21 protein-coding genes are annotated in these 23126 nt (G+C 59.4%); 9 read left to right on the top strand and 12 right to left on the bottom strand.

The window, feature by feature from the left end:
• Window positions 1-59 precede the first annotated feature (59 nt).
• The 6 genes from thiC to PH605_RS03795 all read left to right on the top strand — a co-directional run bounded on the left by thiC (window position 60) and on the right by PH605_RS03795 (window position 5326).
• The gene (thiC, locus tag PH605_RS03820; protein ID WP_142844337.1) at window positions 60-1883 is read left to right on the top strand and encodes a phosphomethylpyrimidine synthase ThiC; all 1824 of its coding nucleotides are present in this window, start codon (window positions 60-62) and stop codon (window positions 1881-1883) included.
• 1 nt (window position 1884) lies between these two features.
• A complete protein-coding gene (gene thiO / locus PH605_RS03815; protein WP_142844335.1) occupies window positions 1885-2889 on the top strand; it encodes a glycine oxidase ThiO in 1005 nt (334 codons plus the stop codon).
• Window positions 2858-3055 (top strand): sulfur carrier protein ThiS, encoded by a 198-nt coding sequence (thiS, locus tag PH605_RS03810; protein WP_059759987.1) that lies wholly within the window; start codon window positions 2858-2860, stop codon window positions 3053-3055. The genes thiO and thiS overlap by 32 nt, the downstream gene beginning before the upstream one ends.
• A 4-nt stretch (window positions 3056-3059) precedes the next feature.
• A complete protein-coding gene (locus PH605_RS03805) occupies window positions 3060-3833 on the top strand; it encodes a thiazole synthase (protein WP_142844333.1) in 774 nt (257 codons plus the stop codon).
• An 89-nt stretch (window positions 3834-3922) separates the two neighbouring features.
• Entirely contained in the window at window positions 3923-4927 is a 1005-nt protein-coding gene (locus tag PH605_RS03800; RefSeq protein WP_142844331.1) for a P1 family peptidase, read from the top strand.
• A gap of 3 nt (window positions 4928-4930) precedes the next feature.
• The gene (locus PH605_RS03795; RefSeq protein WP_142844329.1) at window positions 4931-5326 is read left to right on the top strand and encodes a winged helix-turn-helix domain-containing protein; all 396 of its coding nucleotides are present in this window, start codon (window positions 4931-4933) and stop codon (window positions 5324-5326) included.
• Here the strand turns inward: PH605_RS03795 and modC are convergent.
• From modC to PH605_RS03775, 4 genes are all read right to left on the bottom strand, one after another.
• Entirely contained in the window at window positions 5295-6371 is a 1077-nt protein-coding gene (gene modC, locus PH605_RS03790; RefSeq protein WP_142844327.1) for a molybdenum ABC transporter ATP-binding protein, read from the bottom strand. The two genes, PH605_RS03795 and modC, sit on opposite strands and share 32 nt — an antisense overlap.
• Window positions 6368-7075: a molybdate ABC transporter permease subunit gene (gene modB, locus PH605_RS03785; protein WP_142844325.1), complete on the bottom strand. Its 708-nt coding sequence runs from the start codon at window positions 7073-7075 to the stop codon at window positions 6368-6370. The genes modC and modB overlap by 4 nt, the downstream gene beginning before the upstream one ends.
• Before the next feature lie 53 nt (window positions 7076-7128).
• On the bottom strand, window positions 7129-7920 hold the full coding sequence (gene modA, locus PH605_RS03780; protein ID WP_078052426.1) for a molybdate ABC transporter substrate-binding protein: 792 nt from the start codon (window positions 7918-7920) through the stop codon (window positions 7129-7131).
• A gap of 268 nt (window positions 7921-8188) precedes the next feature.
• Complete coding sequence (locus tag PH605_RS03775; protein WP_078052427.1) at window positions 8189-9472, bottom strand: NAD(P)/FAD-dependent oxidoreductase; 1284 nt, start codon at window positions 9470-9472, stop codon at window positions 8189-8191.
• Between the two features lie 130 nt (window positions 9473-9602).
• On the opposite strand from PH605_RS03775, the gene PH605_RS03770 reads away from it, so the two are divergent.
• On the top strand, window positions 9603-10529 hold the full coding sequence (locus PH605_RS03770; RefSeq protein ID WP_142844323.1) for a LysR family transcriptional regulator: 927 nt from the start codon (window positions 9603-9605) through the stop codon (window positions 10527-10529).
• A 103-nt stretch (window positions 10530-10632) separates the two neighbouring features.
• Window positions 10633-10869, top strand: a complete 237-nt coding sequence (locus PH605_RS03765) for an Lrp/AsnC ligand binding domain-containing protein (RefSeq protein ID WP_003521320.1) — start codon at window positions 10633-10635, stop codon at window positions 10867-10869.
• 385 nt (window positions 10870-11254) lie between these two features.
• Here PH605_RS03765 and PH605_RS03760 read toward each other — a convergent pair whose 3' ends face one another.
• The 3 genes from PH605_RS03760 to epmA all read right to left on the bottom strand — a co-directional run bounded on the left by PH605_RS03760 (window position 11255) and on the right by epmA (window position 13950).
• The gene (locus PH605_RS03760) at window positions 11255-11446 is read right to left on the bottom strand and encodes a hypothetical protein (protein WP_003492264.1); all 192 of its coding nucleotides are present in this window, start codon (window positions 11444-11446) and stop codon (window positions 11255-11257) included.
• Between the two features lie 378 nt (window positions 11447-11824).
• Window positions 11825-12889, bottom strand: coding sequence for a lysine-2,3-aminomutase-like protein (locus tag PH605_RS03755; RefSeq protein ID WP_142844319.1), 1065 nt, complete (start codon window positions 12887-12889; stop codon window positions 11825-11827).
• Window positions 12886-13950 (bottom strand): EF-P lysine aminoacylase EpmA, encoded by a 1065-nt coding sequence (epmA, locus tag PH605_RS03750; protein WP_142844317.1) that lies wholly within the window; start codon window positions 13948-13950, stop codon window positions 12886-12888. The genes PH605_RS03755 and epmA overlap by 4 nt, the downstream gene beginning before the upstream one ends.
• A 251-nt stretch (window positions 13951-14201) precedes the next feature.
• Between epmA and efp the strand changes: the two genes are divergently transcribed.
• Window positions 14202-14771: an elongation factor P gene (efp, locus tag PH605_RS03745; protein WP_003504809.1), complete on the top strand. Its 570-nt coding sequence runs from the start codon at window positions 14202-14204 to the stop codon at window positions 14769-14771.
• A gap of 111 nt (window positions 14772-14882) precedes the next feature.
• Here the strand turns inward: efp and PH605_RS03740 are convergent, their stop codons facing one another.
• The 5 genes from PH605_RS03740 to PH605_RS03720 all read right to left on the bottom strand — a co-directional run bounded on the left by PH605_RS03740 (window position 14883) and on the right by PH605_RS03720 (window position 22634).
• A complete protein-coding gene (locus tag PH605_RS03740; RefSeq protein ID WP_065657015.1) occupies window positions 14883-16328 on the bottom strand; it encodes an efflux transporter outer membrane subunit in 1446 nt (481 codons plus the stop codon).
• A 149-nt stretch (window positions 16329-16477) separates the two neighbouring features.
• Window positions 16478-19567: an efflux RND transporter permease subunit gene (locus PH605_RS03735; protein WP_142844315.1), complete on the bottom strand. Its 3090-nt coding sequence runs from the start codon at window positions 19565-19567 to the stop codon at window positions 16478-16480.
• A gap of 53 nt (window positions 19568-19620) precedes the next feature.
• The gene (locus tag PH605_RS03730; RefSeq protein WP_065657016.1) at window positions 19621-20823 is read right to left on the bottom strand and encodes an efflux RND transporter periplasmic adaptor subunit; all 1203 of its coding nucleotides are present in this window, start codon (window positions 20821-20823) and stop codon (window positions 19621-19623) included.
• A 198-nt stretch (window positions 20824-21021) separates the two neighbouring features.
• On the bottom strand, window positions 21022-21681 hold the full coding sequence (locus tag PH605_RS03725) for a TetR/AcrR family transcriptional regulator (RefSeq protein WP_065657017.1): 660 nt from the start codon (window positions 21679-21681) through the stop codon (window positions 21022-21024).
• Window positions 21682-21683: 2 nt separating this feature from the next.
• The gene (locus PH605_RS03720) at window positions 21684-22634 is read right to left on the bottom strand and encodes a phosphoribosylaminoimidazolesuccinocarboxamide synthase (RefSeq protein WP_142844313.1); all 951 of its coding nucleotides are present in this window, start codon (window positions 22632-22634) and stop codon (window positions 21684-21686) included.
• Between the last annotated feature and the right edge of the window lie 492 nt (window positions 22635-23126).

Raw genomic sequence — 23126 nt, 5'->3', positions numbered from 1 at the left:
GTATTTTCCATCATTCCGGCTCGAACTGGGTCTCCACTGTCAAACTTTGGAGCCTCAAGATGAATATCGCTGCCAAGAATATCCCGTTGTCGGTTACTACGGGGCCGCATGCCGCCTCTACCAAAATCCACAAAGCCGGCATTTTACATCCCCATATCCGCGTGCCGATGCGCGAGATCGCCGTTCATCCGACGGCGGGTGAACCGCCGGTGACGGTTTACGATTCCTCCGGTCCCTACACCGATCCTTCGCATAACGTTTTGATTGAAAAGGGTCTGCCGCGTCTGCGTCATGACTGGATCGTGGCGCGCGGCGACGTCGAGGCCTATGACGGCCGGCACGTCAAGCCGGAGGATAACGGCTTTGCCACCGGCGAACGCCTGACGCCTGAATTTTCCGTGCGCCACCAGCCGCTCAGAGCCACGGCCGGTAAAGCCGTAACCCAGCTCGCCTATGCGCGGGCCGGTATCATCACGCCGGAAATGGAATTCATCGCCATCCGCGAAAATCTCGGGCGCGAGGCGGCCAGGGAAAAGTTGGTGCGCAACGGCGAAAGCTTCGGGGCGCATATCCCGGACTACGTCACGGCGGAATTCGTGCGTCAGGAAGTGGCGGCCGGCCGCGCCATCATCCCTGCCAATATCAATCATTCGGAACTTGAGCCGATGATCATCGGCCGCAATTTTCTCGTCAAGATCAACGCCAATATCGGCAATTCCGCCGTCACCTCCTCCATGGCGGAAGAGGTGGAGAAGATGGTCTGGGCGATCCGCTGGGGTGCGGATACCGTCATGGACCTGTCTACCGGCCGCAACATCCACAATATCCGCGAATGGATCATCCGCAATTCGCCGGTGCCGATCGGCACGGTGCCGCTTTATCAGGCGCTTGAGAAGGTCAACGGCATTGCCGAAGACCTGAACTGGGAAGTGTTCCGCGATACGCTGATCGAACAGGCGGAGCAGGGTGTGGATTATTTCACCATCCATGCCGGCGTGCGGCTGCATTACATCCCGCTCACCGTCAACCGCGTCACCGGCATCGTTTCGCGCGGCGGCTCGATCATGGCCAAGTGGTGTCTGCATCACCATAAGGAGAGTTTTCTCTACGAGCATTTCGACGAGATTTGCGATATTTGCCGTGCTTACGACGTCTCCTTCTCGCTGGGCGATGGCTTGCGTCCCGGCTCGATTGCCGACGCCAATGACGCCGCACAATTCGCGGAACTGGAGACGCTCGGTGAGTTGACGCAGATCGCCTGGGCGAAGGATTGCCAGGTGATGATCGAAGGCCCCGGCCATGTGCCGATGCACAAGATCAAGGAAAATATGGACAAGCAGCTGAAGACCTGCGGCGAGGCGCCGTTCTATACGCTCGGGCCGCTCACCACCGATATTGCGCCGGGTTACGACCATATTACCTCCGGCATCGGTGCGGCGATGATCGGCTGGTTCGGCACCGCGATGCTCTGCTACGTCACGCCGAAGGAACATCTCGGCCTGCCGGATCGCAACGACGTGAAGGTCGGCGTCATCACCTACAAGATCGCTGCCCATGCCGCCGATCTCGCCAAGGGTCATCCGGCGGCACAGGTGCGGGACGATGCGCTGTCGCGCGCGCGGTTCGAGTTCCGCTGGGAGGACCAGTTCAACCTGTCGCTGGACCCGGATACGGCGCGCTCCTTCCATGACGAGACCTTGCCGAAGGAAGCGCACAAGGTCGCGCATTTCTGCTCCATGTGCGGGCCGAAATTCTGCTCGATGCGGATTTCCCACGATATCCGCGCCGAGGCGCAGAAGGAGGGACTGGAGGCCATGGCCGCACGCTTCAAGGAAGGCGGTGAGCTTTACATGCCGCTCGCGACGCCTGCGGATGCCGAATAGCATGCGCGTTCTGGTCAAGGGAACGGGGGTCGCCGGTTTGACGGCGGCCTTCGAACTGGAGCGGACCGGTGTTACCGTCGAGGTTTGCGAGCGCAATGCCGAACCCTCTCGCGGCGCATCCTGGTATGCGGGCGGCATGCTGGCGCCTTGGTGCGAGCGTGAAAGCGCTGAAGCGGCGGTTCTGACGCTCGGTCAGGCGGCGCTCGACTGGTGGGATGAAGCGACACCCGGCCTTGTCGTCCGTAACGGCACGCTGGTTGTTGCGCCGGCCCGCGATAAGGCGGAGCTTTCGCGTTTCGCATCGCGGACCGCTGGCTATCGCTGGGTGGATGAGGGCGAAATCGCCGCGCTGGAGCCAGATCTTGCCGGGCGGTTTCGATCCGGGCTTTATTTTCCGGGTGAGGGGCATCTCGATCCGCGTCTTGCACTGAAATCGCTGTATCGAAGGCTCTGCGCCATGGGTGTGCAGTTCCATATGGGTATCCCGCTGGATGAAGAGCCGTTCGACCGGGTGGTGGATTGCACTGGTTCTGCGGCAATCGGCGGGATTTCCGGACTTCGCGGTGTGCGGGGAGAGATGCTCTATCTCGCCACGCGGGAGGTTTCCCTGTCTCGTCCCGTCCGGCTGCTGCATCCGCGCATTCCGCTTTACATCGTGCCGCGCGAGCCCGGCCGTTTCATGGTGGGCGCGACGATGATCGAGACGGAAGATGCGGGCGCCATTTCCGCCCGCTCGATGATGGAGTTCCTGAATGCCGCTTATGCCGTGCATCCGGCTTTCGCGGAAGCGGAAATCATCGAGACAGGCACCGGCGTGCGCCCCGCCTATCCCGACAATCTGCCGAAGGTCACGCAGGATGGCCGGACAATTTTCATCAACGGCGCGCACCGGCACGGCTTTCTGCTGTCGCCGGCGATGGCGCGGCAGGCGGCTGAAATCGTCTGCCAAACTCTCTCTCAAAAGGAACGGGATCATGAAACTTATGGTGAATGGCGACGAGCTTGATCTCGCCGCCGAGACGCTGGCCGGCCTGCTCGCCAGCCTCGAATACGAGGGTGAGTGGCTGGCGACGGCGGTAAACGGCGATCTGGTGCATTCGGAAGAGCGCGCCGATTATAAGTTGAAGGCTTTCGACCGTATCGAAATCCTCTCGCCGATGCAGGGAGGCTGAAATCATGCTGACGCTTTATGGCCGCGAGGTCTCGTCCCGTCTCCTGCTCGGCACGGCGCGCTATCCGTCGCCTGCCGTGCTTGCCGATGCCGTGCGGGCGAGCAACACGGATATTCTGACGATTTCACTGCGCCGGGAAACGGCGGCTGGCAAGAAGGGCGGTCAGTTTTTTGAGCTTATCCGTGAGCTGGATCGCCAGATCCTGCCCAATACCGCCGGTTGCCACACGGTCAAGGAAGCGGTGCTGACGGCAAAGATGGCCCGCGATGTGTTCCGCACTAACTGGATCAAGCTGGAGGTCATCGGTCATCACGACACGCTGCAGCCCGATGTCTTCGCACTTGTCGAGGCGGCAAAAATCCTCTGCGACGACGGTTTTGAGGTCTTTCCCTATACGACGGACGATCTGGTCGTCGCCGAGAAGCTGCTGGAGGCAGGCTGCAAGGTGCTGATGCCCTGGTGTGCGCCAATCGGCAGCGCCATGGGACCGCTCAATCTGACGGCGCTGAAATCCATGCGGGCGCGTTTCCCGGATGTGCCGCTGATCGTCGATGCCGGTATCGGCCGCCCGTCGCATTCTGTCACGGTGATGGAGCTCGGTTACGATGCCGTTCTGCTCAACACGGCTGTGGCGGGTGCGGGAGACCCGGTCGGCATGGCGGAGGCTTTCGCCCGCGCCATAGACGCCGGCCATCAGGCATATCTTTCCGGGCCGCTGGAGCCGAGGGACATGGCCGTTCCCTCGACGCCCGTGATCGGAACGGCTGTTTTTTCCTGATCGTGGCTTGTCGTCGACATCAGGCACCTCACGTTTTGCGTTGACAGTGCCTGATTGTGGCGGGATACCGGGAGAAAAAGGGAAACGGCATGGCGGCACTCACCAATCTTCTGACGGATATCGGCGGCGTTTCGGTCGGCAATGTCACCGATCTTGCTCTCGGCTCCGGTGTTACGGCGATTGTTTTCGAAAAGCCCGCCATCGCTTCCGGTTCTGTTTTGGGTGGTGCGCCGGGCGGGCGCGATACCGGCCTGCTCGATCCCGCGATGACGGTGGAAACGGTGGATGCCTTCGTGCTGTCAGGTGGTTCTGCCTTCGGGCTGGATGCGGCGGGCGGCGTTCAGGCCGGGCTGCGCGAAATCGGACGCGGCCTGCAGGTGGGTTCCACCCGCGTTCCTATCGTGCCACAGGCGATCCTGATGGATCTGCTGAATGGCGGCGACAAGGACTGGGGACTGCATTCGCCCTATCGCGAGATGGGATATGCGGCCTTCAAGGCGGCGCGTCCGGAGCCCTTCGCGCTTGGAACGGTCGGGGCCGGAACGGGTGCGACGACAGCCACCTTCAAGGGCGGACTCGGTTCGGCAAGTGCTGTCAGTTCCGGCGGTTATAAGGTGGCCGCCATCGTTGCCGTCAATGCGCTCGGCTCGGCAACCGTTGGAACGGGCCGCCATTTCTGGTCCGCGCCGTTTGAAGTGCAGGGTGAATACGGCGATTGCGGTTTTCCCGAGCGTTTCGAGCCGGATCATACCGCGCTGCGCCTCAAGGGGGTCAATCTCACGGCAACGACCATCGGTGCGGTGGTGACGGATGCCGCGCTGACCAAGGCGCAGGCGCATCGCCTTTCCATCATGGCGCATGACGGGCTGGCGCGCGCCGTTCTGCCCGCCCATCTGCCGAGCGACGGCGATACCATGTTCGCGGCCGCGACCGGTGAAAAGCCGCTTGAGGGCGGCGTTCATTTCGCCGAGCTTTGCCATCTGGCGACCATGGTGATGGCGCGCGCGGTCGCGCGTGGCGTCTACGAGGCGACGGCCTTACCGGTGGATGGAGCGCAAAAGGCCTATCGCGATGTTCATGGACGGAGCCTTTGAACGATGAGTGAGGCCCTTTCTCCATTGAAGCCTGTTCTTCGTATCGACTTTCCACCCGGGGAACGTCTCGGTCACGGCAAGATCGAATTGATGGAGCTGATTGTCGAGACTGGCTCCATCTCTGCCGCCGGGCGGGCGATGGACATGTCCTATCGCCGCGCATGGCTGCTGGTGGATGCGCTGAACCATATGTTCACGCAACCGGTTATCGAATCGCAGCGTGGCGGCAAACAGGGCGGCGGTGCGGCGCTGACCGCTTTCGGCACTGAGGTGCTGGAGCGTTATCGCGGCATGGAAAAACGGATGAACGAGGCCTTGCGCGCGGATATCGACTGGCTGGAGGCCAACCGCAATCCCGATGCGGCTCTCAATAAGGATCGAGAGCCGCCGACTTTATGATCGCGTGCACCGGTTTTCCCGGCTCCAGTTGCAGTCGTTCGCGTGACAGATCGGTGATGCGCGACTGGATGATGTCGCCGCCGCAATCCACCTGAACGGTGACCATGCCATCTTCGCTGGCAGAAACCGTCGCGACATGGCCCGCGAGAATGTTGAGCGCGCTTAAGCCTTCGGGTTTTACGGTTGCCAGCATCACATCGCGCGCCGGTATGAGCACCCGCGCCGGACTGCCGGCCGTTCCCCTTTTTGCAGGAACATGGAGCAGCATGGTCTTCAGCGTTACGGCGGCAAGTCCATGCCGCTCATCAAAGCTTTCAATGTGGCCGGAAAGAATGCTGCCCGCCTCGCGCCGTTCGAGATACGTGCTGAAATCCGGTCTGGAAAGAACGTCGGCCGCTTTTCCCTGCGCCTCCACCTTGCCGTCCTTCATCACCACGATGCTGTCGGCGAGGCGGGCGACCTCCTGAATAGAATGGCTGACATAGACGATCGGGATTTTTGTCTCGTCGCGCAGCCGCTCGAGATAGGGAATGATTTCGGCTTTTCGCTCCTCGTCGAGCGAGGCGAGCGGCTCGTCCATCAGCAACATGCGAGGCGATGACAGAAGCGCGCGGCCAATCGCGACACGCTGTTTTTCGCCGCCGGAAAGCTTGTCCGGCCGGCGCTGCAAGAGGTGGCCGATGCCGAGCATGTCGACGATGCGGTCTTCATTCGCGCTCCCGGTTTTGTTCACGGCGAACCATCTGCCGTAATGCAGGTTCTGCGCCACGCTGAGATGCGGGAAGAGCCGCGCTTCCTGAAAAACATAACCGAAGCGGCGTTGATGAGCCGGCAGGAACAGCCGTGTTCCGCTATCTGCCAGCACTTCACCATTAAGCAAAACCTGTCCCTCATCCGGCCGCAACAGGCCTGCTATGATGCGGATCATCGAGGTTTTGCCGGAGCCGGAGCGCCCGAACAGCGCGGTGACGCCGCCTTCGGAGGTGAATGACGCATCGAGTTCGAAAGAACCGAGGCGATGGCGGGTGGCGACCGAAAGCATCATTCGATGCTCACCCGTTTGCCGACGATGCGGGCCAGAAACTCCGAGACGAGCAAAGCGAGCATGGAAATCACGACGGAGACAATTGTTAGCCGCAACGCGCCGGCATCGCCGCCCGGAACCTGAGTGAAGGTATAGATGGCGGCGGACAAAGTCTGGGTCTCGCCGGGAATATTGGACACGAAGGTAATGGTTGCGCCGAATTCGCCCATGGCCTTGGCGAAAGCCAGGATCATGCCGGCAATGATACCGGGCAGGGTCAAGGGCAGGGTGACGGTGAGGAACACCCAGAACGGGCTTGCCCCCAATGTTCCCGCCGCTTCTTCCAGCTTGCGGTCCACCGCTTCTATGGAGAGGCGGATGGAACGCACCATCAGCGGAAAGGCCATGACGGCGCAGGCGAGCGCGGCCCCGGTCCAGCGGAAGGAAAAGACGATGCCGAACCAGCTATCGAGAAATTGCCCGATCGCGCCCCTGCGGCCGAACAGGACGAGCAGCAGAAAGCCGGTGACGACGGGCGGCAGGATGAGCGGCAGGTGGACGATGCCATTGAGGAGAGACTTGCCCCAGAAGCGGCCGCGCGCCAGCGCCACGGCGACCAGAATGCCGAAAGGCAGGCTGGCAAGCATGGCGATGGACGACACCCACAGGCTGAGCCTGATCGCCGTCCATTCTTCAGGGCTGAGTGTCCACCAATGCAATGCCATATCCTGCAATCGTCATCTCTTGTGGCCCATACGTTGGGGCCACGAAAGGCAGTTTATTTCAAAACGGTAAAGCCTTGCTTTTCGAAGAAGGGCGTTGCCTTGGCCGATTTCAGGAAATCCAGATAGGCTTTTGCTGCCGGGGACTTGGCTTCCGAAAGAATGGCGACCGGGTAGATGATCGGCGGATGGCTGTCTTCCGGGAAGGTGCCGACGATCTTCACGCCCGGATCGGCGGCGGCGTCGGTCTGGTAGACAATGCCATAGGGTGCTTCGCCGCGCGAGACTAGCAGCAGGGCGGCACGCACGCTTTCCGCGCCGGCGACCTTTTGTTCCACCGAGGACCAGACGCCGAGTTTTTCCAGAGCGGCCTTGCCGTATTTGCCCGCCGGCACGGAATCGACCGCACCCATGGCCAGTCGGCCATCGCCCACCAGAGCGGCAAGATCGAAGCCCTGCTTGATCTCGACCGGCTTTGCCTTGTCTGCGGGAGCGACGAGAACAATGCGGTTGCCGAGAAGATTGGAGCGGGTGTCAGCGTTGATCAGCTTCTTTTCGGCGATATAGTCCATCCATGCGAGATCGGCCGAAATGAAGATATCCGCCGGTGCGCCCTGCTCGATCTGCTTGGCCAGCGCCGAGCTTGCTGCATAAGAAACGGTTGCTTCGTTACCGCTTTCCTTCGCCCACTCGGCGTTGAGAGCATCGAGTGCGTTTTTCATGCTTGCGGCGGCAAACACCGTGACTTTTTCGGCGGCATGGGCCGGAACGGCCGCGAGTGAGGCCGCCATCCAGAAGGATGTGGCTGCGGCAATGGTTTTGAAGAAGCTGCGACGCAAAAGTCTCATGGTCTGTTACCCCCGGTTCGAGATATTCCGATGAATATATCGATAGGCCTATAGGGCAATCATTATATTTTCAAGGATATATCGATGGGATGAGGAAAAGAGGCTGCCGGTGTGTCTGCGGAGAGGGGTGGCTAAGCTCGAAAAGCCCTCCTCGTCATGCTCTGGCTTGTCCCGCGCATCAGCAACGTCTTCATTTTATTGAATGTGATTAAATCCTTGAGGCAAGCCCAAGGATGATGTGGCTCATTAGAAGCGACTCTGTGTCCGATCAAAAACGCTCGCCGGCGAAATGGGCGATCTGTGCGCCTGCCTCGTAATAGGCTTCCTTCACCGTCCGGAAAGTCTGCGCTTTCGGCTCCGTCAAAGGCAGCGGCAATTCGGCTTCAGCAATTTCACCGAGAATATGCTGCGCAATGACCTTGCCGAAGGCCGTGCCCGGCGCGATGCCGCGGCCGTTATAGCCTGAAAAGCCGACGACATTTTCAGCGAATTTGTGAAAGCGGGGCACGGCATTGTCGGTCATGCCGATTTGGCCGTACCATTCACATTCGAATTCCGTATCCCCGAGTTGCGGGAAAAGTCGCTTCAGCGAGCGCTTCGCCCAGGCGCGATGAATGGCGGTGCCGGTGCCGCGCAGGGCGCCGACGCTGCCGAAGACCAGCCGGCCGGCTTTGTCCATGCGGAAGGATGAGAGAATCTCCTTCGTATCCCAGCAGCCCTCACGGCCAGGCAGGATGGTCTTTTGCAGATTATCGCCGAGCGGTCTCGTCGCAAAATTGAAATAGGGCAGGTAGACCTGTTCATCGCGAACGATCCGCCATGGGCCGGTGCTATAGGCTTCAGTGGCCACAACGATCCAGTTGGCGGTTACAGACCCTTGCGACGTCTTCACCACCCATTTTCCGTTGCTGCGTTCGGTCGCTACCACGGGGCTTTCGGTGTGCAGGCGCACGCCCGCTTTCTGGGCGGCTGCGGCAAGGCCTCGAACATAGGCAAGCGGCTGTATCGTGCCGGCGCGTGTATCCAGAAGCGCACCGGAATAGCCCGTACTGCCGGTGCGTCTCGCTGTCTCTTCGGCATCGAGGATGCGGACGGGTGCGCCTCTCTCCGCCCATTGTTCGCAGCGCTCACGGATTTCGGCGAGCCCTTTTTCTCCGACGGCGCAATGGAGCGTGCCGTTTTTTTCGATCTCGCAGGGAATTGCGTGTTTTTCCACCAGTTCACGCACGAGAAGCGGGGCATTGCCCAGAAGGTCTAGAAGCCGCTCGCCGTAAACCTCGCCCAGCACGCCGGGTAGCTCTTTCGGCATGACCCACATGCCGCCATTGATGAGGCCGACATTGCGGCCTGCGCCGCCGAAGCCGATTTCCCTTGCTTCGAGAAGAACGACATCCACACCCCGTTCGGCAAGATGAAGGGCGGCGGACTGGCCGGTAAAGCCACCTCCGACGACGACGACATCGGCAACCGCTGCGCCCCGCAAGGCGGGCGTTACGGGCGGCTGCGGCGCGGTCTTTTCCCAGAGGCCGTGCGAGCGGGGGTCATTATACATCGTTCCACCGTGTTCCGGGCCAGTTCATTTGTTCTTCGTATGAGTGACAAGCCCTTGTTTATAAGACTTTACAAGCGGACTTGCCTGTTGAATATCGACATATCGTCAAGAGTTCATTCCGTGAGGGAATATGGTCCTGCCGCCACGCCGTTTTCTGCCGTCGCTTTCGCTGCTGGCGGCTTTCGAAGCCGCTTCCCGGACGGGCAGCGTCACCACCGCTGCGAGGGAACTGGGGCTGACGCAGGGTGCGGTCAGCCGTCAAATCCTGGCGCTCGAAGAGCAGCTAGGCGTGGCGCTGTTCCTGCGCGAGCGACAGACGATCCGGCTGACAAGGGCTGGGGAGGGCTATGCGCGGGAAATCCGCGAGGCGTTGCGGCGCATATCGACGGCCTCGCTCAACCTGCGCGCCAATCCGGATGGCGGCACGCTCAACCTCGGGGTTCTGCCGAGCTTCGGCACGCGCTGGCTTGTGCCGCGCCTTCCCGATTTCATCGCCAGACACCCCGGCGTTTCGGTCAATCTTCTGACGCGGTCATCGCTGTTCGATTTCCGCACCGATACAGTCGATGCGGCCATCCATTTCGGATTGCCGCATTGGCCGGGCACCGAGCTGGTTTTCCTGATGCATGAAAAGGTCATTCCGGTATGCAGCCCGGCCTTCAAGGCGCGACACGGGCTTTCAAGGCCGGACGATCTGCTGTATGTCCCGTTGCTGCACATGACGACTCGGCCGGATGCCTGGGAGCAATGGTTTCGCAGCCATGACGTCAGTTTCGACAATGTGCATGGCATGCTTTTCGATCAGTTCACGACGATTGCCGAGGCGGCGAGCGCCGGGGTTGGAGCTTCGCTCATTCCTTCTTTCATGATCGAGGAGGAGTTGCGAAGCGGTCGTCTGGTTGCGGCTGTTGCGGGGGAAGTGGAGAGCGAGGAAGCCTATTACCTCGCCTGCATGCCGGATCGCGCCGGTTATGCGCCGCTCGAAAGTTTTCGGCGGTGGATCGTTTCCGAGGCCGCAACTGGCGCGAACGGCAGTACCGCGGAGTTTTCGGCGTAAACCGGTAAGCGGTCTTGCAAGACGGACGCTGCTCAGCCAATAGTGCGCCATGACGCGTGGCGCGAGCAGCCATGCACCGAAAGTTCAAATACGGGAGATGTCCGTGAAGCCCATTTTCGTTCAGCTTCAATGTGAGCCCGGCAAGACCTATGATGTCGCCGACGCCATCTATAAGACGGAACTGGTTTCCGAGCTTTATTCCACCAGCGGTGAATATGATCTGCTGCTGAAAATCTATCTGCCGCAGGAAGAAGATATCGGCAAGTTCATCAACCAGAACATCGTCAATATTCCGGGAATCGTGCGTTCGCTGACGACGCTGACCTTTACTGCATTCTGACCCGCAATTCGAACCTTCGATACAAGCTCGGCCCTCATCCCTGTGCTTGTGACAGGAATCCAGTCGACGCGCGTCTGCGCGGAGGGAGAGGCTTCTCAGCCCAAGGACTTGATCTGGCTAGATTCTTGTGACGAGCACAGGAATGAGGGAAGAGTGGGGTGCGTCAGGAAGACCGCGTACGTGGCGTTCGGCTCTAATCCTGACTTTCAGGCGCTTTGTTAGCTTAGTGCATCAGAGCTTTTGATACACCCTGAATGGCTGGTGCCAGGCGGGTAGATGGCTTGTCAACCGAGAAAAAAGCGCGCCATCGGGCCGCTGTTCGGGGTCCGATATTTGGCGCGCTCTGGTTTTGACGGTTCTGTGAACGGGCGAAAGTTTTCCCGCATCAGGCGACCGCGGCCAGATTCCGGTTGCGCACGAGATCGCGGATCGCAATCCGCACGTCGTCTGCGCTGTCGAACTTCTGTTCGTCCAGGTCGTGAACGTGGAACTTCACCGCGATGAACTTCAACCGGTCATTATCCGGGATGACGATGCCGACGGGTTCGCCAGCGAATTCAATAACTTGCTTCTGCATAGATATACTCCCGCTGTGGCTACTTCACACAGCATGTTGTCGAACTGATTTTCAGTAAATTGAGACCGTTAAGTCACATTCGACAGCAGCGGGAACACGTGGATTTAAATCCAGCGTTCCAGGACTCAAAACCAAGGATTGCGTTGATGTTGATATGTTTTGACATGACACACTCCCTGTATTGGTGTTGGCCCGGAATCAGGAGACTCGTTCTCCAGTTCCACACTGATAATCCAGACCAGCACTAAAATCAATGCTGATTGTTATAGGTAGAATATTTTTCTTTATGATGACAGGAGAGGGGCGGAAATGTGAAATTTTTGTTTTCGTCGGCTGCCGCCGCGAAAAGCCCGCTGTAGCAGGCTTTTTATGTATTTTTTAATCGTCGCCGGTGGCTGGTGGTGGATAAACATGATCGTTTCCGTTGAAGTCGGAAACGGAATAACAGCCATCGCGGGTTTTTTCGGCCGCATTTCTGCCAATTGCCGCCTTGCCGTGGCCGCCGGGAATGTCGAGAACATAGGTCGGCTGGCAAAGGCCGGAGACATGCCCCCGCAAAGCGGAAACGATTCGCTGCCCCTCTTCTATCGTCAGCCGGAAATGGCTGGTGCCAGGCGCAAGATCGGGATGATGCAGGTAATAAGGCTTGATACGGGTCTCGACAAAGGCGCGCATCAACTCGGCAAGAACCGCCGGGTCGTCATTGACGCCTTTCAAAAGGACCGTCTGGCTCACCATGGCGATACCGGCGTCGATCAGGCGTGCCGAAGCCTGCCTTGCGGCTTCGCCGAGTTCCCGGGAATGATTCGCGTGCAGGGCCACATAGGTGGTTTTGCCGCTGGCCTTCAGCGCATCGATCAGCGCCGCGTCGATACGGTCGGGATCGACCACCGGCACGCGGGTGTGGAAGCGGACGATCTTCACATGCGGTATGTCTTTCAGGCGCGTCATCAGGTCGGACAAGCGCCGGGGGGAAAGCACCAGCGGATCGCCACCGGTCAGGATGACCTCCCAGATGGCGGGATTGGCCTTTATATAGCCGAATGCGGCGTCAAGTTCCGCCGGGCTCATCATGCCGTTGCCCTGTGGTCCGACCATCTCCCGGCGGAAACAGAAGCGGCAATAAACGGGGCAGACATGCACTGCCTTTAAAAGCACCCGGTCGGGATAACGGTGGACGATGCCGTGGACGGGGCTGTGCGCGTCGTCGCCAATCGGATCGTCCCGTTCTTCAGGAAGATGAACGAGTTCGGCCGGGTCAGGAACGAATTGTCGGGCGATGGGATCCTGCGGGTCGCGGCTGTCAATCAGCCCGGCAATCGATGGCGTGATGGCGAGCGCGTAACGTTGCGTCACAGTGCGCAGCGTCTCGAGCGCTTCGGCTTCGATAAGCCCCGTTTCGAGAAGTGCTTCGGCTGTCTTGATGGTCTCAAGCCCTGTCATCGTCCATATTCCGCGACTGGGGCCCACATGACGAGATCGATACGGCGCGCGCCGGTAGCCAGCATCACCAGCCGGTCGAAACCAAGCGCTATGCCGCTTGCCGGCGGCATGATTGCCAGCGCGGCCAGAAAGTCCTCGTCAAGCGGATAGGTTTCGCCGTAAACCCGCTGCTTCTCGGCCATTTCCATTTCGAAACGCCGCCTCTGCTCGGCGGCGTCGGTCAATTCGCCGAAGGCATTGGCGAGTTCGACGCCGCAGGCATATAGCTCGAAACGCTCCGCCACGCGCGCATCCTTGGGTGACTTGCGGGCAAGGGCCGCCTCACAGGTCGGATATTCATCGAGAATGGTCGCCCTGCCGAAACCCAGCTCCGGTTCCACCCGCTCCACGATGACGCGGCTGAACATATCTGCCCAGGTATCGTCATCGGCCACGCGGATCGCGGCCTCGGTGAGGTTCGCCGCAAGATGGCGAGCGTCGGTTTCGCCGTTTCGGCTGATGGTGGCCAGCAGGTCGACGCCCGCATATCGCTCGAAGGCTTCGGCGACGCTTACCCGCTCCGGCTCGAGGAAGGGATCAACGCTGCGGCCGCGATAGGTGAAATTCTTTGTCTTTGTGGTTTCGGCTGCCAGCGCCAGAAGATTGGCGCTGTCCTTCATCAGGCTCTCATAGGTTTCGCCGACCCGGTACCATTCCAGCATGGTGAATTCCGGATGATGCAGGGGGCCTCGTTCCCGGTTTCTGTAAACATGGGCAAAACAGGTGATGCGTTTTTCACCGGCGGCGAGCAGCTTCTTGCAGGCGAATTCAGGCGAGGTGTGCAGATAAAGCGGCACGGCGTCGCCGGCCGGCGTCAGGCCCTGCGTGGCGAAAGCATGCAGATGCGCTTCATTGCCGGGGGAAATCTGCAATGCAGCAGTGTCGACCTCAAGAAAATCGGCGCTGGCGAAATAGCCGCGAAAAGCCGACTGGATCGCATTGCGCCCAATGAGAAACGCGCGGCGGTCGGCGTGGACGTCCGGCGTCCACCATGGCGACATTGTTTCGTTGCTTGCGCGCATTCTCTGTTCTTTTCCGTCTTCTCTGCGGCGCCCAATTGCGGATAAACGGCCCGCAAAACGCCTGATCGCGTCATTTAAAGCTATTCCGGGCGGAAAACCGCTAGGCACTCTTCCGCGAATTGCTGTAGAAGGCTGGCAATTCGTGCGGATTTAAGGTAGTTGCGCCCCAGAAAAAAGACAAAACGTCTGCCGGGGCCGGTGCTGCCGCGCAGTCCTTTACGACGCATTTCATCGAGTTACAAGGAAGTCATATGGTCAAGGTTATCGCCTCATCCGTCCGCAAGGGCAATGTTCTCGACGTGGACGGCAAGCTTTACGTCGTTCTTACCGCGCAGAACTTTCACCCCGGCAAGGGCACGCCGGTCACGCAGGTGGACATGCGCCGCATCGTTGACGGCGTGAAGGTCTCCGAGCGCTGGCGCACCACCGAGCAGGTCGAGCGCGCTTTCGTTGAAGACCTGAACTTCCAGTTCCTTTATGAAGATGGCGAAGGCTTCCACTTCATGAACCCGGAGAACTATGATCAGGTTGTGGTCGATGCCGAAACGATGGGCGATCAGAAGGCCTATCTGCAGGAAGGCATGACCTGCATTCTTTCCATTCATGAAGGCAATCCGCTGGCCGTCGAACTGCCGCGCCACGTCACGCTGGAAATCACGGAAACCGAACCGGTCGTTAAGGGCCAGACGGCGTCTTCTTCCTACAAGCCGGCCATTCTTTCCAACGGCATCCGCACCATGGTGCCGCCGCATATCGATGCTGGTATCCGCGTGGTCATCGCGACCGAAGACAATTCCTACGTCGAGCGCGCCAAGAACTGAGCCTGACGGCCGGTTAGACAGAAGCACCGGGAGACCGGTGCTTTTTTTGTGTCACGAATAATAAAAAAGCCCGCGTCGAGACGCGGGCTTTTCTTTGCCTTGCGGCGTATCTTACATGGCCTTTGCCGCGGTCCGGGTTGGGCCGGGCGCCTTCTTCGGAGCCGTGGTCTGGCCAACGGCGTAACCGCCACCGAGCGCTACGTTCAGCGAGACGTAGTCCTGCGCGGTCTGCTGAACAGCCTGTGCAAGGCTTGCCTGTGCGGTGGAAACCTGGCGCTGCGCATCGAGAACGTCGAGCAGCGAGGAGGCGCCGTCGCGGTAGCTGGCCGTCGAAAGCTGCAACGCTTCCTGATAGGACGCCACGGTCTTGCGCAATGCATCGGCCGTGCGCTGATCGCGGGTGACAGCGGCCAGAGCGTTTTCGACTTCTTCCACAGCGGTCAGCACCGTCTGCTTCCAGACGAGATATTCCTCACGCGCCTGGGAGTTGGCCAGATCGATATTGGCGCGGATGCTGCCGCCATCGAGAATCGGCAGAACGAGGCTCGGACCGAAGGACCAGCTATTGGCCGTTCCCCTGCCGCCACCGCTCAGGAAATTGTAACTTGGCGTGATCGAGCCGCCGAGCTCGATGCTTGGATAGAGCTGCGCTTCCGCGACACCGATTGAGGCAACTGCGGCGGCGAGATTGCGTTCGGCGACACGAATGTCCGGACGGTTGCGGATGAGATCGGCCGGGATGCCGGTGCGCGGAATGCTGCGGGCAACCGGCTGGCGTGCGCCCTTCTGCAATTCGGAAATCAGAGATGAGGCCGGCAGGCCGAGAAGCGTGGCGATGCGATGCGCCGCCTTGCGGAAGTTGGTTTCGAGGCCGGGAATGTCGGACAGCGTCGAGTTGACCAGACCTTCGGACTGGACGACATCGAGGCGGGAGGCCGCGCCCGCTTCAAGCTGCAGCTTGGTCAGGTCCAGCGTTTCGCGGCGGGAAGCCAGGTTCTGACGGGCAATCGCCAGGCGCTCCTGATAATAACGCACATCGATATAGGCTGCTGCGACCGAGGAAATCAGCGTCAGGCGCTGAACATCAACGGTGGAGTAAGCGGCATCGAGCGATGCATTGGCGCTTTCCGTGGCGCGGCGATAGCGGCCGAAGAGGTCAAGCAGCCAGGAGACGCTGAGACTGCCTGAGGACACGTTGGTGACGGGAACATCACGGTAGCTGCCCTTGGTCTCGCTGGTCGTGTGGCTGCCGTTAGCCGTCAGGCTCGGCAGACCGCCCGCGCCGGCCGAGATGACCTGTGCTTCCGCCTGATTGATGCGCTCGATCGCCTGCATCACGGTCAGGTTCTGGCTGAGGCCAGTGGAAACGTACCCATTGAGGCGGCTATCGTTAAAGGCTGTCCACCACGCAACGGTGCTGATGTCGCCATTACTGGTTTTTCCGGCTTCCGCAAACTTTCCCGGCAATTGAATTTCCGGCGTCTTGTGGTCGGGCCCGACAACGCAGCCTGAGAGCAGCAGCATTGTCAGGGGAAGAGTAGCGCGAATAGACAGCATGTAATTTTCCCAATTCTCTGGTTGGCTTACCGAGCGCGGCTTGCTGACAAATGGGCTGCGCGGTCGATATGCCGTAGAAACGTGCATTTGCCAAATCGGCAACATTTCTAGCAGCGTATTAACGGTTGGCACAGCCCATTTTTGTTTTGTTAACGCCTTGAAAGGCGACGAATGATGACGAAAAAGGACGGAACGAAGAAAATTCCGAGCAGTGTTGCAGAAAGCATACCACCCAGCACCCCGATACCAATTGCATTTTGTGCGGCAGAACCCGCTCCGGTTGCGATTGCGAGAGGCACGACACCCAGGATGAAGGCTAGCGACGTCATGATGATCGGACGCAGGCGCAGCTTCGCCGCCTCGAGCGTCGCTTCCATCAGGCTTAGTCCATGCTCCTGTCTTTCCTTGGCGAATTCGACGATCAGAATCGCGTTTTTCGCCGCAAGGCCGATGGTCGTCAGCAGGCCCACCTTGAAGTAGACGTCGTTCGACTGCCCGAAGAAATGCGCCGCGGTCAATGCGCCGAGGACGCCCACCGGCACGGCCATGATGACCGAGAAGGGGATCGACCAGCTTTCATAAAGGGCGGCAAGGCAAAGGAACACGATCAGAACCGACAGCGCATAGAGCATCGGCGCCTGCGAGCCGGAAAGGCGTTCCTGATAGGAAATGCCCTGCCACGCCACGGTGTAACCGCCCGGCAGGCTTGCCGTCAGGCGTTCCATCTCGTCCATGGCGTCACCGGATGCAACGCCCGCACCGGCGGTGCCTTCGAGCGAGATGGCGCCCGTGCCGTTGAAGCGGGCGAGAGACGGCGGAGCATTGATCCACTTCACCTCGCTGAAGGAAGAGAAAGGCACCATCTCGCCGCTGGTGTTGCGGGCATACCAGAACTTGAGATCGTCCGGCTGCATGCGGTACGGCGCATCACCCTGAACATAAACGGGTTTGAGCTCGCCGTTCAGCGTGAAGTCGTTGACATCCCGGCCGGCAAAGATCGTCGACAGCATGAGGTTCACGGAGGAGAGATCGACACCCATGGCGCCCATCTTTTCCTGATCGAGAATGATCTTCATCTGCGTTTCATTGTCCTGGCTGTCGCTTCTGAGCGAGCTGACCTTCGGATTGCTGGTCGCAAGCGCGATCAGTTCCTTGGACGTGGCGGTCAGTGCCTCGGTGCCGTTGCGGCCGCTATCCACGAGATACATCGAGAAACCGCTCGATGTGCCCATGCCCTGAATTGCCGGCGGCAGAAGCGGGAACACCTGCGCATCGCGGAAACCGAAGAAGGTGCCCATCGCACGCTGCACGATGGCGCCGGCGTGTTGGTCGGGGGCTGTTCTCTCGGCGAAATCCTTGAGCTTGGTGAAGACGATGGCGTTGTTCTGGCCAGAACCGCTGAAGCTGAAGCCGAGAACGCCGAAAACCGATTCGACATTGGCGGCTTCCTTTTCACGGAAGTAACTTTCGACCTGCTTTACCACCTCATTGGTCCGTTCGATGTTCGAACCGGTCGGCGTCTGGATGATCGTCAGCAGCACGCCCTGGTCTTCCTGTGGCAGGAACGAGCTGGGCAGCTTGCTGAAGAACCAGGCACAGCCGCCGATGACGATCGCGAAAATAATCATCACGCGCAGGGGCCGCTTCAGCAGATAACCGATAGAGGAGACGTAACCATCCGTCGTCTTGCCGAAGCCACGGTTGAACCAGGCGCCCGGTCCGCGCTGCTTCTTGTGATGGTCGATCGGCTTCAGCATCGTGGCACAGAGCGCCGGCGTCAGAACGATGGCGACCACTGCCGAAAGCAACATGGCCGAAACGATGGTGACCGAGAACTGGCGGTAGATGATACCCGTCGATCCACCGAAGAAAGCCATCGGAATGAACACGGCGGTGAGCACGAGCGCGATACCGATGATCGCACCGGTGATCTCGCCCATCGACTTCTCGGTCGCCTCGACCGGCGACAAGCCCTCTTCCGACATGATTCGTTCGACGTTTTCGACAACGACGATAGCGTCGTCAACGAGAAGGCCGATGGCCAGAACCATGGCGAACATGGTGAGCGTATTGATGGAATATCCTGTCAGCGCAAGGACGCCGAACGTGCCGAGAAGCACGACGGGAACCGCGATCATCGGTATGAAGGTGGCTCTGAGGTTTTGCAGGAACACCAGCAGCACGACGAAAACGAGGATGATCGCCTCGATCAGCGTGTGTACCACTTTCTCGATCGACAGCTTCACGAAGGGTGTCGTGTCATAGGGATATTCGATTGAAACCCCCTCGGGCAGCGAACCTTCGACAGCGGAAAGCGCCGACTTTACGCGCGCTGCCGTATCGAGTGCGTTGGCACCCGTGGCGAGGTTGACCGCGAAACCGGCAGAGGGACGGCCGTTCGAACGGGAATCGCCACCATAGGTTTCCTGGCCGATTTCAATGCGGGCCACGTCGCTCAGGCGAACGGTTGCGCCGTCCTTTTCGACTTTCAGGATGACCGATTCGAAATCGGCAACAGTGGTGAGCTGGCTCTGCGCCGTCACCGTCACGTTGAGCTGCTGACCCTTGACTGCGGGCACCGCGCCAAGCGAACCGACGGAAACCTGGGTGTTCTGGCTCTCGATGGCGCTGGTCACGTCGGCCGTGGTCAGCTGGTACTTGTTGAGCTTGAACGGATCCAGCCAGATGCGCATCGCATATTCGGAACCGAAGACGTTGATGCTGCCCACGCCTTCGAGGCGCTTGATCTGGTCTTCGACACGCGAGGAGAACACGTCACCGAGATCGGCCGAGTTGCGTTTGCCGTCGGTCGAGATCAGCGCGCCAACCATCAGAATACTGGATGTGGATCGGCTGACCTGAAGACCCTGCTGCTGCACGGTGTCAGGCAGTTGCGACTGGACAAGCTGCAGCTTGTTCTGCACCTGAACCTGCGCGATGTCCGGCAGCATGGTATTGCCGAAGGTCAGCGTCACTTCGGCGCTGCCGGTTGAGGAAGACGATGTCATATAGGTGAGATCATCAAGGCCGGTCATGCCGTCCTCAATGATGGTCGTCACCGATTTTTCGACTGTCTCGGCGCTCGCGCCATTATAGGTCGCGCTGACGCGTACCGTTGTCGGTGCGATATCGGGATATTGCGAAATGGAAAGCGTCCAGATCGCAAGGGCGCCGCCCAGCATGATGACGATGGCGATAACCCATGCAAACACGGGGCGCCGGATGAAGAAATGGGCCATGGCAGTCCTGCCTTACCTTTTACGAGCTTCGACCGAGGGTTTCGTGCTCATGCTTATTTCGAGGGGGCGGCGGCAGGCTGAGCTTGCTGCGGCATAACGACGATACCGCGATCGTCGATGGTCACTTCAACCGGTGCGACGGTCGCACCGTCGGCAATCCACTGGAAGCCGTCGACGATGAGCTTGTCGCCATCCTTGACGTTTTCCGTCACCAGCCAGGCATTGCCCGACTGCTGGCTGGACGGGAAGGTGCGGGTTTCCACCTTGTTTTCCGCCGTCACGAATTTCGCTGTCAGTTCGCCATTGGCGTTCCGGCTCGCGGCGCGCTGCGGAATGCGGAAGCCTTTTTCCTTGCCGATGGTCAGCGTGGCGCGGACATAGGTGCCGGGAAGCAGAAGATCGTCCGGGTTTTCGAAGAGGGCGCGGATGGAGAAGGTGCCCGTCGTTTCGCTCACGGCCATGTCCGACATGTCGATCTTGCCGTCATGCTTGTATTCCGTGCCATCTTCCAGCGTCAGGTGAATGCCGGTCTCCTTCGTATCGCCGCCGAGCTGGCCCGACGAGATCGCCTTTTTCAGGCGCAGAAGATTGATGCTGGATTCCATCAGGTCGATATAGATCGGATCGATGCGGCGCAGCGTCGTCAAAGCCGTCGTCTGGTTGGCCGTCACCACGTTGCCGATGCTGAAGGCGGTTGCGCTGGTGATGCCGTCGAAGGGGGCGCGGACCTTGGTGAGATCGAGGTTGATTTCCGCCGTTTCCAGCGCCGCCTTGGTCTGGGCCACATCGGCTTGCGCCTGCAGCAGCGTCACCTTGGCGTTTTCATATTCGATCTGCGTCGCGCCGCTGTTGACCAGGCGTTCGTAACGGGCAAGGTTCGCCTGGGCGCTCGGAATGCTTGCTTCCGCCTTCGCCACGTTTGCCTTGGCCTGCGCCACTTCCGCCAGATAGGTATTGTCCTCGATCTGGTAGAGAATATCGCCCTGCTTGACCTCGCTGCCTTCCTTGAAGGGAATTTCGCGGATGATGCCGGTGACGCGCGGGCGGATTTCCGCTGTCTGGAACGCGCTGGCGCGACCGGGCAGAACCGTGGTCAAGGGATATTCGCTGGTCTTCATCAGGATGATGCTGACCGGGGACGGCGGACGCTCGGCGCTCTGGGCGGCGTTCTGGCTGCTCTCGCCGCCATCGCTGCAACCTGCCAGAAGAGCGGTCACACACAGAGAAGCAAATAGGGGTAAAATACGTCGGCTCATTGTTCTTCCCTGCGTATCGATCGCATTCAACTATAAGCGCAATGTCGCTCGGCGGATGCGCGTCCGGAAACAGACACGACAGGCGAAGGCCTTGGAAGGACCCGATTCGCTCATTCTGTCCGGACCGCCACGCGCATAGAAGCGCAGGCTTTTGCGCTTCGCAAGCAATTGCGAGAAGGTGACGTAAATTGGGAATCGTCACTTAGCAAGCGGATTGCGCAATCCCGCGTCGATTAAATCGACGAGTTGATCGCAACGTGTTGCTAAATTGCCGATATCTTCCCGGGCAATGAGGACGGGATGAATCACGCTTGTCAGCGCGTGGAGCACGGTTTCCGCCAGGGGAGAAATCTCGGCCGGCGCGTAGATTCGCGCATCGATACCATCGCGGATAATCTCGGCGAGCAGGTTGGCGATGACGGCTTTATAATAGTCGCCGCACTTCATGTCCTGCTTTGCCGTCATCAGGATCATTTCGAATATGTAGGGATTGTCGTTTAGATCCTGGTGGTGCTGTTCCATCAGCGTGCGGGCGAGATGGCGCAGTCTCGAAAGCGGCGCGTGGCTTTTATCCAGCGGCTGGATGTCCCGTTCGAATGCGCCGATCTGCTCGAAGGCGATCGCATCAACGAGCGCGTTCTTCGAGCTGAAATTCTTGAAGACGTTGGCGGGAGACATGCCGAGCGCCGCGGCGATATCGGCAATCGCCACCGCATTGAAACCACGTTCGCGGAAAAGCTCTTCTGCCTTGGCGAGAATGTCCCGCCGCGTTTCCTCGGCGGAACGGCGAGGCCGGCGCCTGACAGGACGGTCACTCTTCCTGTCGGCCTTTCTCGCCTGTTCGATCGTTTTGCTCACGGTCAGACTCCGGGGAAGAACGGCTCCAGGTTCCGGCGTATTCTTGCAAGCGGTGTCTCGCCGCTATCGTCGGGAGCGAAGCTCTGTCCGGTGATGCGCTCGTAAGCATCAATATAGACCTTCGAAGTCTGCAAGACGAGGTCCTGCGGAATTTCGGGAACCTCGTCCTTATAGGGGTCGCAGCGTTCGGCGACCCAGGCCCTCACGAAATCCTTGTCGAAGCTTGCCGGCCGTGTTCCGTTGCGGAAGCTTTCGTCATAACTGTCGGCCATCCAGTAGCGGCTGCTATCGGGCGTGTGGATCTCATCGGCCAGGATGATTGTGCCGTTTTCATCCGTCCCGAATTCATATTTCGTGTCGACGAGAATGAGGCCCTGCTTTGCGGCAATTTCCTGCCCGCGCTTGAACAGCGCCAGCGCGTAACGGGAAAGCGTGTCCCATTGCTCCTGCGTCAGCAGTTTCTTCTCCACGATCTCGGCCGGCGTCAGCGGTTCGTCATGGCCGCCATCGAAGGCCTTGCTCGTCGGTGTGATCACCGGTTCGGGCAGAATCTGGTTGTCTTTCATCCCGTCCGGCAGGCTCATGCCGTACATCTGCCGCTCACCCTTCTTATAAAGGGTCAGGATCGACGTGCCGGTGGTACCGGCCAGATAACCGCGAACCACCACCTCGACCGGCAATATGTCCAGCCGCTTGCCGATGACGACATTTGGGTCGGGATAGCTCACGACGTGGTTCGGACAAATATCCTTCGTTTGTTCGAACCAGTAGCGTGCTGTCTGGGTCAATACCTGTCCCTTATAAGGTATGCAGGTGAGGACACGATCAAACGCGCTAAGGCGATCGGTCGATATGATGATGCGGTTGCCGTCGGGCAGATCGTAGTTTTCCCGCACCTTGCCACGGTAATAATTCGGCAGCTCGGAAATGACGGCTTCATCGAGAATGCGCACGGGCTCTCCAATTCTTGGCTTTATAAAGAGGCGTTGGACGCCTCAAGTCTTCTGAAACTCTCGTCCGTTCCTATTGCATGTTTCCTGGAGCAGGGCCAGTCGCGACATGAAGGCTGCCTTTTTCTCCGGTTTCCGGTAGAAATACGAAACTACCTAATAAAATCAACAGTTTGATAAAAATGTCAGTTTTTTGACGATGGGTGTGTTGACTTGTTTGAGGGTGATCTCTTATAAGTCCGCTCACTGAACGAGGGCGGCGGCGCTGCTGGCGAGGGCGACTTTCGTTCTGAAGAAATCAAGTTGATGAGCTGAATGCTTGTTGGTTTCCCGGGGTTTAGGCTTTGGGGATTTGGTTTTGTGACTGCTTAGAGTGGTCTGTTATTTGACAATTGAATATGAGAAGAAAGAGAAACGTGGGCGGCGAAGCTTGCGGGGTCTGAAGAGATTTGGACCTCTGGAATAGACTTTGACGGTCACGTTTGGATAAGAGAA

Source organism: Agrobacterium sp. CFBP 3001 (assembly GCF_027871605.1).
Taxonomy (GTDB): Bacteria; Pseudomonadota; Alphaproteobacteria; order Rhizobiales; family Rhizobiaceae; genus Agrobacterium; species Agrobacterium leguminum.
Note: the sequence above shows the minus strand (reverse complement) of the source record. Positions and strands in the feature narration are given on the sequence as shown.

Coding starts and splice junctions, on each gene's coding strand:
- thiC (WP_142844337.1), top strand. CDS start 60: ATGAATATCGCTGCCAAGAATATCCCGTTGTCGGTTACTACGGGGCCG.
- thiO (WP_142844335.1), top strand. CDS start 1,885: ATGCGCGTTCTGGTCAAGGGAACGGGGGTCGCCGGTTTGACGGCGGCC.
- thiS (WP_059759987.1), top strand. CDS start 2,858: ATGAAACTTATGGTGAATGGCGACGAGCTTGATCTCGCCGCCGAGACG.
- PH605_RS03805 (WP_142844333.1), top strand. CDS start 3,060: ATGCTGACGCTTTATGGCCGCGAGGTCTCGTCCCGTCTCCTGCTCGGC.
- PH605_RS03800 (WP_142844331.1), top strand. CDS start 3,923: ATGGCGGCACTCACCAATCTTCTGACGGATATCGGCGGCGTTTCGGTC.
- PH605_RS03795 (WP_142844329.1), top strand. CDS start 4,931: ATGAGTGAGGCCCTTTCTCCATTGAAGCCTGTTCTTCGTATCGACTTT.
- modC (WP_142844327.1), bottom strand. CDS start 6,371: ATGATGCTTTCGGTCGCCACCCGCCATCGCCTCGGTTCTTTCGAACTC.
- modB (WP_142844325.1), bottom strand. CDS start 7,075: ATGGCATTGCATTGGTGGACACTCAGCCCTGAAGAATGGACGGCGATC.
- modA (WP_078052426.1), bottom strand. CDS start 7,920: ATGAGACTTTTGCGTCGCAGCTTCTTCAAAACCATTGCCGCAGCCACA.
- PH605_RS03775 (WP_078052427.1), bottom strand. CDS start 9,472: ATGTATAATGACCCCCGCTCGCACGGCCTCTGGGAAAAGACCGCGCCG.
- PH605_RS03770 (WP_142844323.1), top strand. CDS start 9,603: ATGGTCCTGCCGCCACGCCGTTTTCTGCCGTCGCTTTCGCTGCTGGCG.
- PH605_RS03760 (WP_003492264.1), bottom strand. CDS start 11,446: ATGCAGAAGCAAGTTATTGAATTCGCTGGCGAACCCGTCGGCATCGTC.
- PH605_RS03755 (WP_142844319.1), bottom strand. CDS start 12,889: ATGACAGGGCTTGAGACCATCAAGACAGCCGAAGCACTTCTCGAAACG.
- epmA (WP_142844317.1), bottom strand. CDS start 13,950: ATGCGCGCAAGCAACGAAACAATGTCGCCATGGTGGACGCCGGACGTC.
- efp (WP_003504809.1), top strand. CDS start 14,202: ATGGTCAAGGTTATCGCCTCATCCGTCCGCAAGGGCAATGTTCTCGAC.
- PH605_RS03740 (WP_065657015.1), bottom strand. CDS start 16,328: ATGCTGTCTATTCGCGCTACTCTTCCCCTGACAATGCTGCTGCTCTCA.
- PH605_RS03735 (WP_142844315.1), bottom strand. CDS start 19,567: ATGGCCCATTTCTTCATCCGGCGCCCCGTGTTTGCATGGGTTATCGCC.
- PH605_RS03730 (WP_065657016.1), bottom strand. CDS start 20,823: ATGAGCCGACGTATTTTACCCCTATTTGCTTCTCTGTGTGTGACCGCT.